This is a genomic window from Kitasatospora sp. NPDC040550, from assembly GCF_055594965.1.
This window is the reverse complement of record NZ_JBVIWC010000014.1, coordinates 16,378-29,060: the sequence shown is the minus strand read 5'-3', so window position 1 is coordinate 29,060 and position 12,683 is coordinate 16,378. Positions and strand designations below refer to the sequence as shown.

Annotated in this window: 9 protein-coding genes; all 9 read left to right on the top strand. The window is 71.6% G+C overall.

Annotated features, from left to right (window positions below; translation table 11 throughout):
• The first annotated feature begins 1 nt into the window (after position 1).
• The 9 genes from trpA (at position 2) to ACZ58X_RS21195 (ending at position 12,659) form a co-directional block, all read left to right on the top strand.
• The gene (gene trpA / locus ACZ58X_RS21235) at positions 2 to 811 is read left to right on the top strand and encodes a tryptophan synthase subunit alpha (RefSeq protein ID WP_470335165.1); all 810 of its coding nucleotides are present in this window, start codon (positions 2 to 4) and stop codon (positions 809 to 811) included.
• A gap of 210 nt (positions 812 to 1,021) precedes the next feature.
• Positions 1,022 to 1,267, top strand: coding sequence for a hypothetical protein (locus ACZ58X_RS21230; protein WP_470335164.1), 246 nt, complete (start codon positions 1,022 to 1,024; stop codon positions 1,265 to 1,267).
• 128 nt (positions 1,268 to 1,395) lie between these two features.
• Positions 1,396 to 1,905, top strand: coding sequence for a MauE/DoxX family redox-associated membrane protein (locus tag ACZ58X_RS21225; RefSeq protein WP_470335163.1), 510 nt, complete (start codon positions 1,396 to 1,398; stop codon positions 1,903 to 1,905).
• Positions 1,906 to 1,966: 61 nt separating this feature from the next.
• Positions 1,967 to 2,830, top strand: coding sequence for a DsbA family protein (locus ACZ58X_RS21220; RefSeq protein ID WP_470335162.1), 864 nt, complete (start codon positions 1,967 to 1,969; stop codon positions 2,828 to 2,830).
• Positions 2,831 to 2,947: 117 nt separating this feature from the next.
• Positions 2,948 to 3,970 (top strand): prolipoprotein diacylglyceryl transferase, encoded by a 1,023-nt coding sequence (gene lgt, locus ACZ58X_RS21215; RefSeq protein ID WP_470335161.1) that lies wholly within the window; start codon positions 2,948 to 2,950, stop codon positions 3,968 to 3,970.
• A gap of 153 nt (positions 3,971 to 4,123) precedes the next feature.
• A complete protein-coding gene (locus tag ACZ58X_RS21210; protein WP_470335310.1) occupies positions 4,124 to 4,846 on the top strand; it encodes a VIT1/CCC1 transporter family protein in 723 nt (240 codons plus the stop codon).
• 413 nt (positions 4,847 to 5,259) lie between these two features.
• Positions 5,260 to 9,876 (top strand): glutamate synthase large subunit, encoded by a 4,617-nt coding sequence (gene gltB / locus ACZ58X_RS21205; RefSeq protein WP_470335160.1) that lies wholly within the window; start codon positions 5,260 to 5,262, stop codon positions 9,874 to 9,876.
• Positions 9,869 to 11,329 (top strand): glutamate synthase subunit beta, encoded by a 1,461-nt coding sequence (locus ACZ58X_RS21200; protein WP_470335159.1) that lies wholly within the window; start codon positions 9,869 to 9,871, stop codon positions 11,327 to 11,329. Before gltB ends, ACZ58X_RS21200 begins: the two co-directional genes overlap by 8 nt.
• A gap of 463 nt (positions 11,330 to 11,792) precedes the next feature.
• Complete coding sequence (locus ACZ58X_RS21195; protein ID WP_470335158.1) at positions 11,793 to 12,659, top strand: helix-turn-helix domain-containing protein; 867 nt, start codon at positions 11,793 to 11,795, stop codon at positions 12,657 to 12,659.
• The last annotated feature ends 24 nt before the right edge of the window (positions 12,660 to 12,683 follow it).

Sequence of the window (12,683 nt, the reverse complement as noted above, 5' to 3'; positions counted from 1 at the left end):
CATGGCTTCGAAGCTGAGCACCGTACTGGCGGCGGCCAGGGCCGAGGACCGGGCCGCGCTGATCGGGTACCTCCCGGCCGGGTTCCCCACGGTCGACGGCGGGATCCGGGCGGTCGGCGCGCTGATCGAGGGCGGCTGCGACGTCGTCGAGATCGGGCTGCCGCACTCCGACCCGGTCCTGGACGGGGCCGTGATCCAGACCGCGGACGACATCGCGCTGCGGGGCGGGGTGCGGATCAAGGACGTGCTGCGGACCGTCCAGGAGGTGGCCGCCGCCCACCCGGGGACGGCGGTGCTGGTGATGACCTACTGGAACCCGGTCGACCGGTACGGGGTGGCGCGCTTCGCGGCCGACCTGGCCGCTGCGGGCGGGGCCGGGTGCATCCTGCCGGACCTGCCGGTGGAGGAGTCCGAGGAGTGGCGCAAGGCGGCGGACGAGCACGGGCTGGACACCGTGTTCGTGGTCGCGCCGAGCAGCAAGGACGCGCGGCTGGCGGAGGTCACGGCGGCCGGGAGCGGCTTCGTCTACGCGGCCGCCGTCATGGGGGTGACCGGGACGCGGTCCGCGGTGGGCTCGCTGGCGGAGGACCTGGTCGCCCGGACCCGGGCCACCACCGACCTGCCGGTCTGCGTCGGGCTCGGGGTCTCCGACGCCGCGCAGGCGGCGGAGGTCGCCCGGTTCGCGGACGGCGTCATCGTCGGGTCCGCGTTCGTGAAGCGGATCCTGGAGGCCGGTGCGGACGAGGCCGCCGGTCTGGCCGCGGTCCGCGCGCTGGCCGGGGAGCTGGCGGCGGGTGTGCGCAGGCGCTGACCCGCGGTAGCGGTCGTCGGCCGACGGCCCGTTCCCCCTCCGGGGGGAGCGGGTCGTCGGCCTTTTCCGGGGGCGTCAGCGGTGCGGCGGCCCCGAACGGGTGAAGAGCGGGGGCGACACGCATCAGGCGGGGTTGACCGGCGTTGAGTGGAGGGACGAGTGCACGAACCACGTGTACGGGGGCGGCCGGGCTAGCGAAGGGGTGAGCGGGTGGCTGGGCTTCATCGGGCCGTGCTGCTGCGGGCGGCGGCGGCCGCGCTGGCTCTGGGGGCCGCGGTCGGCGCGCACACCGAGGTGGGGCAGGCCCTGGCCAAGCGGGGGGCGGAGCGGGCCGAGCGGGAGGCGGTGGCCTGCGCGGAGGCGGCGCGGTGGGGCGCGGCGGAGCGGGCCGCGCGGGGATCGCACGAGGGGCGGCCGGAGCTGTTCGACCCGGGGCGGATGCAGGGGTGCCGGTGACGTAGGGGTGTTCGAGGGAATCGGACGGAACGTCACTCGTCCGGCTTAATTCGTGAATCCGGAGGAACCGGGCTTCATCCCTTACGGTTCGTCAGGAAGTGAACGAGTTTCCCGAGGGGGGTTCCCTGATGGCGGGGCCGGCAGTGCAGTCCGGTGGCTCCGCGCCCGCGCCGCGGCGGGTGCCGGTCCGGAGCGAGTGGATCGGTACGGTCGCGCGGCTCGGCCTGGCCGTGGTCTGGGGGTGGGCCGGGCTGGCGAAGATCGCCGACCCGGCGGAGGCGGCCCAGGCGGTGCGGGCGTACGAGATCCTGCCCGAGGGCCTGGTCAAACCGATCGGCTACGGGCTGCCCTTCCTGGAGCTGGCGCTCGCCCTGCTGCTGGTGGTCGGTCTCGGGGTCCGCCTGGTCGCCGGGGTGTCGGCGCTGCTGCTGCTCGCCTTCATCGCCGGGATCGCCTCGGCCTGGGCGCGCGGGATCTCGATCGACTGCGGCTGCTTCGGCGGCGGAGGGCACGTCGACGCCTCGCAGACCGAGTACCTGCAGGAGATCCTCCGCGACACCGGCTTCCTGCTGCTGGCCGGGTACCTGCTGTGGCGGCCCCGCACCCGGCTCTCGGCCGACGGCTGGCTGGCGAGCTGACCCGCCCGGCCATTCCCATCCCCGCACCCGACGAAGGCCCCAGACCGTGGATGTCAAGGCAATGAGCGAGAAGAACCGAGAAGGCAAGCGCACCGCCCGTGAGCGGATGCTGGAGCAGCGGGCGGCCGAGGAGGCCGGCTCGCGGCGCAGGAAGAAGCTGGTCGTCGGCGGAGCCGTGCTCGTGGTGATCGCCGCCGCGGTGGTCACCGGCGTGCTGGTGCAGAACCAGCGCTCCAAGCCGGAGACCCCGACCGCCGCCCCGGCCGGGACGATCGGCGACAAGAACCTGGTCATCCCGGTCGGCGCCGGCAACGCGCCGTCGGTGCTCACCGTGTACGAGGACCCGCGCTGTCCGGCCTGCGGGATCTTCGAGCGCGAGTTCTCGGCCACCATCGACCAGCTCGAGGACGCCGGGAAGATCTACACCAACGCCCACGTGGTGTCCTTCATCGACCGGGCGGTGCCGGGCAAGGGCTCGAAGAACGGCGCCAACGCGCTGGCCTGCGCCCAGGACGCCGGGCACTTCCGGGACTACCACGACGTGCTGTACCGCAACCAGCCGGACGAGACCAACGACGCCTTCGGGAACAAGGCGGTGCTGCTCAACCTGGCGAAGCAGGTGGGGGGGCTGGACACGCCGGAGTTCCAGGCCTGCGTCAACGACAACAAGTACGGCGGATGGGTGTCGGCGGTGCAGCAGGACTTCGACAAGTCCAGCTACAAGTCCACCCCGACGGTGCTGCTCAACGGCCAGCCGATCTACCCGAAGAACGGCAACGAGGAGATCACCCCGGCGAACCTGGTGAAGTGGGTGGACGCCGCCAACCAGGGCAAGCAGTTGGGCACGGCGGGCCCGAACGGTCAGACCCCGGCGCCCACCGCCGCCGCCTCGGAGGCCAACAACCCCTCGCCGTCGGCCGGCTGAGCCCGTCCGGCCGCCGCCCCCTTCCGTTCGGGAGGGGGCGGCGGCATTCGTTGTTCGGTTTCTGTGACCCCGGGGGTGTCGGAAGGGGACGCCGGACCCTGTAGCGTCGGAACTGCCATGGATATCGCCTACATTCCCAGCCCGTCGCGGGGCGTCCTGTACCTCGGACCGGTCCCGCTGCGCGCCTACGCCTTCTGCATCATCCTCGGGGTCGTCGCGGCCGTCTGGCTCGGCAGCAAGCGCTGGGTCGCCCGGGGCGGTGCCAAGCACACCGTCGGTGACATCGCCGTGTGGGCCGTGCCCTTCGGCCTCGTCGGCGGCCGGCTGTACCACGTGATCACCGACCACCAGCTCTACTTCGGCGAGGGGAAGAACCCCTGGAACGCCTTCAAGATCTGGGAGGGCGGCCTCGGCATCTGGGGCGCGGTCGCGCTCGGCGCGGTCGGCGCCTGGATCGGCTGCCGCCGCCGGGGCGTGCCGCTGCCCGCCTACGCCGACGCCATCGCGCCGGGCATCGTGCTCGCGCAGGCGATGGGCCGCTGGGGCAACTACTTCAACCAGGAGCTGTACGGGCGGGCCACCACGCTGCCGTGGGGTCTGGAGATCCACAAGACGCTGCCCGACGGTGAGGTCGTGAACGGGGTCTTCCACCCGACCTTCCTGTACGAGTCGATCTGGGACGTGGCCGTCGCGCTGCTGGTGATCTGGGCGGACCGGCGCTGGCGGCTGGGCCACGGCCGGGCCTTCGCGCTGTACGTCGCCGCGTACACGGTGGGCCGGTTCTGGACCGAGTGGCTGCGGATCGACGAGGCGCACGTCTACTTCGGCCTGCGGCTGAACGACTGGACCTCGATCGTGGTGTTCATCGGCGCCGTCGTGTACTTCGTGGTCGTCGGGAAGAAGCGGCCCGGCCGGGAGGACCCGGCGAGCATCGACCCGGCGGCGCACGCGGAGGCGGCGGAGAAGGACGCGGCGCAGGAGAAGGACGCGGCGCGGAAGACGGCGGAGGCGGCGGTTCCGAAGCCGAGCGAGACGGTGGACGGGGACAAGCCGTCTCGACTGCTGGACGAAAAGGCGGCGGCCGAACCGGCCGACCAGGGCGCCGAGAAGGCCGGCAAGGACGCCAAGAACCCGATCTGACCAGGGACTTCCCCGCTACTGAGGCCACCCTTGCGAAGGGTGGCCTCAGTGCTGTTCGGACAGCCTTACTTTGCTGGAAATGCGCAGGTCAACGGGGCTACGGTCGGGGCGACGAACGAAAGACGGAGGGGAAGAACCGTGACTGCCAGCACCCTGGAAGCCGAGCCCGCCCAGCACCCGCGGATACCCGCGGCCGACCACCACCGCGACGTCAACGGCGGGTGGCTGCGGCCCGCGGTGTTCGGGGCGGTGGACGGCCTGGTGTCGAACTTCGCGCTGATGACCGGTGTGGTCGGCGGCGCGGCCTCCAACGGCACCGTGATCCTCACCGGACTGGCGGGCCTGGCGGCCGGTGCCTGCTCGATGGCGGCGGGGGAGTACACCTCGGTGGCCTCCCAGCGGGAGCTGGTGCAGGCCGAGATCGAGGCCGAGCGGCTGGAGCTGAGCCGCAACCCGCACGGCGAGCTGGCCGAGCTGGCGCAGGTGTACGTCTCGCGCGGGGTGGACCCGGAGCTCGCCCACGAGGTGGCCCGGCAGCTCTCCCGGGACCCGGAGCTGGCGCTGGAGGTGCACGCCCGGGAGGAGCTGGGGATCGACCCCAACGACCTGCCCTCGCCGCTGGTCGCGGCCGGCTCGTCCTTCCTGTGCTTCGCGCTGGGCGCGCTGCTGCCGCTGCTGCCGTACCTGCTGGGGGCGACCACGCTGCTGCCGGCGATGCTCCTGGCGGGCCTGGGGCTGTTCCTGTGCGGCGCGGTGGTGGCCCGGGTGACGGCGCGCAGCTGGTGGTTCAGCGGGCTGCGGCAGCTGGTGCTGGGCGGGGCCGCGGCCGGGGTGACGTACCTGCTGGGGTGGCTGATCGGCGGGCACGTCGGCTAGGGCGGGCGGCGACAGCACTGCATGACTATGCCGGGCAATGGGTGACGTTTCACACATGGACGTCGCGCGTTGCCCGGCATCGTCTCATCATCCGGGCCTCGGAGCCGCGGATTCGCATCCGGGAACCGGGCTCCCGGGATGGATTCCCAGGCGTTCATGATCGGCTTGTGTGGCGATCCGGTTTCGCCCCTGTTTCAGGCCGGGGACGGCCGGGCACAATCGTCGGGACGTGCACTGTGGCACGTCCTCTTCTCCGGCCCCCTGACCTGCGCGTCCGTCCGCCATGTGGACGGGATATTCCGCTTCTCGGGATCCTGGGCATCATGTAACTTGCACGACATCGATTCACCGCATCAGGGCCAACGTCGTCCCTACTTGCACCAACTTGCCGAAAGACGACGACGGGAGAGCCGATGCTGTCTGCATCCACGCACTCCGCCAACGAGCCCCAGGCCGGCGCCGCCCGCCAGCCGTACGCGCTCGTGCCGGATGCGCGACCTGCTGCTCAGGGCCTGTACGACCCGCGGAACGAGCACGACGCCTGCGGCGTCGGTTTCGTCGCCACGCTGACCGGCATCGCCGACCACACCATCGTCGAGCAGGCGCTGAACGTCCTGCGCAACCTGGAGCACCGCGGCGCCACCGGCGCCGAGCCGGACTCCGGCGACGGCGCGGGCATCCTGACCCAGGTCCCGGACGCGTTCCTGCGCGGCAAGGTCGACTTCGAGCTCCCGGCCGCCGGCTCCTACGCGGTGGGCATCGCCTTCCTCCCGGACGAGGACGAGGCCGCCGGTGCCGCCGTCACGCAGATCGAGGCCATCGCGGCCGAGGAGGACCTGACCGTCCTCGGCTGGCGCGACGTGCCGGTCACCCCGGACCTGCTCGGCGCCACCGCACGCAGCGTGATGCCGCGCTTCCGGCAGCTCTTCCTGGCCCAGGACGGCCGGTCGGGGATCGAGCTGGACCGGGTCGCCTTCGTCGTCCGCAAGCGGGCCGAGCGCGAGGCCGGGGTGTACTTCCCGTCGCTGTCCGCCCGCACCATCGTCTACAAGGGCATGCTGACCACCGGCCAGCTGGAGCCCTTCTTCCCCGACCTGTCGGACCGCGGCTACGCGTCCGCGATCGGCCTGGTGCACTCGCGGTTCTCCACCAACACCTTCCCGAGCTGGCCGCTCGCCCACCCGTACCGCTTCGTCGCGCACAACGGCGAGATCAACACGGTGAAGGGCAACCGCAACTGGATGCGGGCCCGGGAGTCGCAGCTCGCGACGGACCTGATCCCGGCCAACAGGAACGGGCAGGGTCTGGAGCGGATCTTCCCGATCTGCACGCCGGACCACTCGGACTCCGCGTCCTTCGACGAGGTCCTGGAACTGCTGCACCTCGGCGGCCGCTCGCTGCCGCACTCGGTGCTGATGATGATCCCGGAGGCGTGGGAGAACCACGCCACCATGGAGCCGGCCCGCCGCGCCTTCTACCAGTACCACTCCAACCTGATGGAGCCCTGGGACGGCCCGGCCTGCGTCACCTTCACCGACGGCACCCAGGTCGGCGCCGTGCTCGACCGCAACGGCCTGCGCCCGGCCCGCTACTGGATCACCGAGGACGGCCTGGTCGTCCTCTCCTCCGAGGTCGGCGTGCTCGACATCGACCAGGAGAAGGTCACCAGGAAGGGCCGCCTCCAGCCCGGCCGGATGTTCCTGGTGGACACCGTCCAGGGCCGGATCGTCGAGGACGAGGAGATCAAGTCCGCCCTCGCCGCCGAGCACCCCTACGAGGAGTGGGTCGGCGCCGGGCAGATCCAGCTCGCCAAGCTGCCCGAGCGCGAGCACATCGCCCACACCCACGCCTCCGTCACCCGCCGCCAGCAGACCTTCGGCTACACCGAGGAGGAGCTGCGCGTCATCTTGGCACCGATGGCCAGGACCGGCGCCGAGGCGCTCGGCTCGATGGGCACCGACTCGCCGATCGCCGCCCTGAGCGAGAAGCCGCGGCTGCTGTTCGACTACTTCGTGCAGCTCTTCGCGCAGGTCACCAACCCGCCGCTGGACGCCATCCGCGAGGAGCTCGTCACCTCGCTGCTGTCCAACCTCGGCCCCGAGGGCAACCTGCTGGTCGCCGAGTCCGCCTCCTGCCGCTCCGTCGGCATCACCTTCCCGGTGATCGACAACGACGAACTGGCCAAGCTGGTCCACGTCAACGCCGACGGCGACCAGCCCGGGTTGAAGGCCGTCACGCTGTCCGGCCTGTACAAGGTCGCCAGCGGGGGAGCGGGCCTGGCCGCGCGGCTGGCGGAGATCGCCGCCGAGGCCGACGCCGCGATCGCCGACGGTGCCCGGATCATCGTGCTCTCCGACCGGCACTCCGACGCCGAGCACGCCCCGATCCCCTCGCTGCTGCTCACCTCCGCGATCCACCACCACCTGATCCGCACCAAGCAGCGCACCCAGGTGTCGCTGCTGGTCGAGGCCGGTGACGTGCGCGAGGTGCACCACGTCGCGCTGCTGATCGGCTACGGCGCCGGGGCCGTCAACCCCTACCTGGCGATGGAGTCGGTCGAGGACCTGGTCGCCCAGAACGTCTTCATCCAGGGCGTCGAGGCCGAGAAGGCGATCAAGAACCTGATCAAGGCGCTCGGCAAGGGCGTGCTCAAGGTGATGTCCAAGATGGGCATCTCCACCGTCGCCTCCTACCGCGGGGCCCAGGTCTTCGAGGCCATCGGCCTCTCCCAGGGCCTGGTCGACGCCTACTTCGCCGGCACCACCACCAAGCTCGGCGGCATCGGGCTGGAGGAGATCGCCAAGGAGACCGCCGCCCGGCACGCCAAGGCGTACCCGGCCTCCGGCATCCCGGCCGCGCACCGCGCGCTGGACATCGGCGGCGAGTACCAGTGGCGCCGCGAGGGCGAGCCGCACCTGTTCGACCCGGACACCGTCTTCCGGCTCCAGCACTCCACCCGCAACCGCCGGTACGACATCTTCAAGCAGTACACGGACCGGGTGAACGAGCAGTCCGAGCGGCTGATGACGCTGCGCGGCCTGTTCCAGCTGGACGGCCTCGACCGGGAGCCGATCCCGGTGGAGGAGGTCGAGCCGGTCTCCGAGATCGTCAAGCGCTTCTCCACCGGCGCGATGTCCTACGGCTCCATCTCGCTGGAGGCCCACGAGACCCTCGCCATCGCGATGAACCGCCTCGGCGGCAAGTCCAACACCGGCGAGGGCGGCGAGGACCCGGACCGCCTCTACGACCCCGAGCGCCGCTCGGCGATCAAGCAGGTCGCCTCCGGCCGCTTCGGCGTCACCTCCGAGTACCTGGTCAACGCCGACGACATCCAGATCAAGATGGCCCAGGGCGCCAAGCCCGGCGAGGGCGGTCAGCTGCCCGGCCACAAGGTCTACCCGTGGGTCGCCAGGACCCGGCACTCCACCCCGGGCGTCGGCCTGATCTCGCCGCCGCCGCACCACGACATCTACTCGATCGAGGACCTGGCCCAGCTGATCCACGACCTCAAGAACGCCAACCCGGCGGCCCGCATCCACGTGAAGCTGGTCTCCGAGGTCGGCGTCGGTACGGTCGCGGCCGGCGTCTCCAAGGCGCACGCCGACGTGGTGCTGGTCTCCGGCCACGACGGCGGCACCGGCGCCTCACCGCTGACCTCGCTCAAGCACGCCGGCGGCCCCTGGGAGCTCGGCCTCGCCGAGACCCAGCAGACCCTGCTGCTGAACGGGCTGCGCGACCGCATCGTCGTCCAGACCGACGGCCAGTTGAAGACCGGCCGCGACGTGGTCATCGCCGCGCTGCTCGGCGCCGAGGAGTTCGGCTTCGCCACCGCCCCGCTGGTCGTCTCCGGCTGCATCATGATGCGCGTCTGCCACCTGGACACCTGCCCGGTCGGCGTCGCCACCCAGAACCCGGTGCTGCGCGAGCGCTTCTCCGGCAAGCCCGAATTCGTGGTCAACTTCTTCGAGTTCATCGCCGAGGAGGTCCGGGAGATCCTGGCCTCGCTGGGCTTCCGCTCGATCGAGGAGGCCGTCGGCCGCGCCGAGCACATCAACGCCCAGGCCGCCGTGGACCACTGGAAGGCCGTCGGGCTCGACCTGGCCCCGCTGTTCCACGTGCCCGAACTGCCCGAGGGCGCCGCCCGGCACCGCACCACCGAGCAGGACCACGCGCTGGACAAGGCCCTGGACAACCAGCTGATCACGCTGGCCGAGGACGCCCTGGAGCGCGGCGAGTCGGTGCGGATCCAGCTGCCGATCCGCAACGTCAACCGCACCGTCGGCACCATGCTCGGCCACCAGGTGACCAAGCGGTACCGCGGCGAGGGCCTGCCGGAGGGGACCATCGACGTCACCTTCACCGGCTCCGCCGGACAGTCCTTCGGCGCCTTCGTGCCGAGGGGGATCACCCTGCGGCTGGAGGGCGACGCCAACGACTACGTGGGCAAGGGCCTCTCCGGCGGCGTGCTCGTCGTCCGCCCGGCCCGCGAGGCCGCGGCCATCGGCAACGACGCCCAGAACCACGTCATCGCCGGGAACACCATCGGCTACGGCGCCACTTCCGGCCGGATCCACCTGCGCGGCAAGGCCGGTGAGCGCTTCGCCGTCCGCAACTCCGGCGCCACCCTCGTCGTCGAGGGCGTCGGCGACCACGGCCTGGAGTACATGACCGGCGGCCGGGTCGTCGTCCTCGGCGAGACCGGACGCAACCTCGCGGCCGGCATGTCCGGCGGCGTCGCGTACGTCCTGGACCTGCGCCCCGCCAACGTCAACGACGGCATGGTGGGCATCGAGGCCCCGACCGCCGCCGACCGCGACTGGCTGCGCGAGACCGTGCAGCAGCACTACGAGGAGACCGGCTCCACCGTCGCCGCCGAACTCCTGGCCGACTGGGGCAGCGGGGTCTCCCGCTTCTCCAAGATCATGCCGACCGACTACAAGGCAGTGCTCGCCGCCAAGGACGCCGCCGAGCGCGACGGTCTCTCCGAGACCGAGACCACTCGCAAGATGATGGAGGCGGCACATGGCTGACCCCAAGGGCTTCCTGACCACGCCCAAGCAGCTGGCGGAGCGCCGCCCGGTCGACGTGCGGATCAAGGACTGGAACGAGGTCTACGTCGAGCGCAGCCTCCTGCCGATCATCACCGAGCAGGCCGGCCGCTGCATGGACTGCGGCATCCCGTTCTGCCACAACGGCTGCCCGCTCGGGAACCTCATCCCCGAGTGGAACGACCTCGCCTACCGCGACGACTTCACCGGCGCCATCGAGCGGCTGCACGCCACCAACAACTTCCCGGAGTTCACCGGGCGGCTGTGCCCGGCGCCCTGCGAGTCGGCGTGCGTGCTCGGCATCAACCAGGACGCGGTGACCATCAAGAACGTCGAGGTCACCATCATCGACAAGGCCTGGGACCGCGGCGGGGTCACCCCGCAGATCCCGGAGCGGCTCTCCGGCAAGACTGTCGCCGTCGTCGGCTCCGGCCCGGCCGGCCTGGCCGCCGCCCAGCAGCTCACCCGGGCCGGGCACACCGTGGTGGTGTACGAGCGCGCCGACCGGATCGGCGGGCTGCTGCGTTACGGCATCCCCGAGTTCAAGATGGAGAAGCGCCACATCAACCGCCGCATCGAGCAGATGCGGGCGGAGGGCACCCGGTTCCGCACCGGCGTGCACGTCGGCGAGGACATCACCGGCCAGCAGCTGCGCGAGCGCTTCGACGCCGTGGTGATCGCCGCCGGCGCCACCACCGCCCGCGACCTGCCGGTCCCCGGACGCGAGCTCAAGGGCGTCCACCAGGCGATGGAGTACCTGCCGCTGGCCAACAAGGTCCAGGAGGGCGACCTCGTCGACTCCCCGATCAGCGCCAAGGGCAAGCACGTGGTCGTCATCGGCGGCGGCGACACCGGCGCGGACTGCGTCGGCACCGCCCACCGCCAGGGCGCCCTCTCCGTCACCCAGCTGGAGATCATGCCGCGCCCCGGCGAGGAGCGGCCCGGGCACCAGCCCTGGCCCACCATGCCGATGACCTACAAGGTCACCTCCGCGCACGAGGAGGGCGGCGAGCGGATCTACTCCGTCAACACCACCCACTTCACCGGCGACGAGGACGGCAACGTCCAGGAACTGCACCTGGTCGAGGTCGAGTTCAAGGACGGCCGGTTCGAGCCCGTCTCCGGCACCGAGCGGGCCCTGCCGGCCCAGCTGGTCACCCTGGCCATGGGCTTCACCGGGACGGACGTGAAGAACGGCCTGGTCGAGCAGCTCGGCGTCGACCTCGACACACGCGGTAACATTGGCCGCGACGGCCGGTTCGCCACCAATGTCGATGGCGTGTACGTCTGCGGAGACGCCGGCCGTGGCCAGTCACTGATCGTCTGGGCCATCGCGGAAGGCCGTTCGGCCGCCGCCGCGGTGGACAAGCACCTGGGCGGCAAGACCCCGCTTCCCGCCCCGATCCGGCCCACCGACCGCCCCCTGGTGGTCTGACGGCCGACGGTCCGACCGGCCCACCCCGAACCCCCGGCGCCGCATCGCCGGGAGCTCAACCCGCTGCCCCCGCCAGCGTCGCCGGGCCAACGCGGTCTCCTGGCGCCTGCCCTCTTCCCCGACCAGTTGGAGGGCGGGCGCCGTCGCGTTCCCCCGCGGGTTCCCGAGTGCGTTCCCTCTCGCGTTCCCGGGGTGTCGCCGGGGCTTCCCGGCGGGTTCCGGAACGCGTTCCCAGACTCCTCTCACCCGCGCCCCGCCGGAGCTCTCACCCGCCCCTTACCAGGGCTCCCACCTGCGCTCCCACCTGCGCGTCCGTCCGTGCACCGAGGGTCGCCTCCCAGCTTTCTCCCAGGCTTCGCACCGCGACCGGAATGCGACCCGGCACGGGCTGTTGCTCGTCAGTGCCAGGTGGCAGACTGCGGCCGACGGCCGGGGGGCTGCACGAGTGCGGAGGTTGACTTCGATGGGCACGACTCAGGCAGGCGGAGGCGCCACCGTACGGCGCCTGCTGCTCGGCAGCCAGCTGCGCAAGCTCCGCGAGGCCAGAGGCGTCAGCCGCGAGGAGGCCGGGTACTCGATCCGCGCCTCCGAGTCCAAGATCAGCCGGATGGAGCTCGGCCGGGTCGGCTTCAAGGAACGCGACGTCGCCGACCTGCTCACCCTCTACGGCGTCGACGCCGAACAGGAACGGGCCAACGTCCTCGGCCTCGTCCGGGAGGCCAACGCCACCTCCTGGTGGCACGACTACGGCGACGTGCTGCCCGCCTGGTTCCAGAACTACCTCGGCCTGGAAGAGGCCGCCGCCGAGATCCGCAGCTACGAGGTCCAGTTCGTGCACGGGCTGCTGCAGACCGCCGACTACGCCCGCGCCGTCATCCACGCCGGCTGCCACGGCCTCCGGGACGACGAGGTCGAACGCCGGGTCGAGGTGCGGCGCAAGCGCCAGGACCTGCTCACCGCCGACCACCCGCCGCACCTGCACGCCGTCCTCGACGAGGCCGCGCTGCGCCGCCCCTGGGGCGGGCCCGAGCTGATGCGCGGCCAGCTGGACACCCTCCTCCAGCTCTCCGAACTGCCCAACGTGCGCCTCCAGGTGCGGCCGCTCGGCGGCGCCGCGCTGAGCGCCGAGAGCGGTGCGTTCAGCGTGCTGGGCTTCGCCGAGGCCGAACTCGCCGACGTCGTCTACCTGGAGCAGTTCACCACCGCCCTCTACGTGGACAAGCCCGCCGAGGTCGCCTCGTACCGGCAGGCGATGGACGGGCTGCTCGCCGAGAGCCTCGAACCCGAACGGACCCGCGATCTTCTGCTCTCCGTACGCCAAGAGCTTTGACACATCAGTACGATGAGCTCCCAT

Bases quoted from the DNA above. Each gene is read 5' to 3' on its own strand.
- trpA (WP_470335165.1), top strand. From the start codon at position 2: ATGGCTTCGAAGCTGAGCACCGTACTGGCGGCGGCCAGGGCCGAGGAC.
- ACZ58X_RS21225 (WP_470335163.1), top strand. From the start codon at position 1,396: ATGGCGGGGCCGGCAGTGCAGTCCGGTGGCTCCGCGCCCGCGCCGCGG.
- ACZ58X_RS21220 (WP_470335162.1), top strand. From the start codon at position 1,967: ATGAGCGAGAAGAACCGAGAAGGCAAGCGCACCGCCCGTGAGCGGATG.
- lgt (WP_470335161.1), top strand. From the start codon at position 2,948: ATGGATATCGCCTACATTCCCAGCCCGTCGCGGGGCGTCCTGTACCTC.
- gltB (WP_470335160.1), top strand. From the start codon at position 5,260: ATGCTGTCTGCATCCACGCACTCCGCCAACGAGCCCCAGGCCGGCGCC.
- ACZ58X_RS21200 (WP_470335159.1), top strand. From the start codon at position 9,869: ATGGCTGACCCCAAGGGCTTCCTGACCACGCCCAAGCAGCTGGCGGAG.
- ACZ58X_RS21195 (WP_470335158.1), top strand. From the start codon at position 11,793: ATGGGCACGACTCAGGCAGGCGGAGGCGCCACCGTACGGCGCCTGCTG.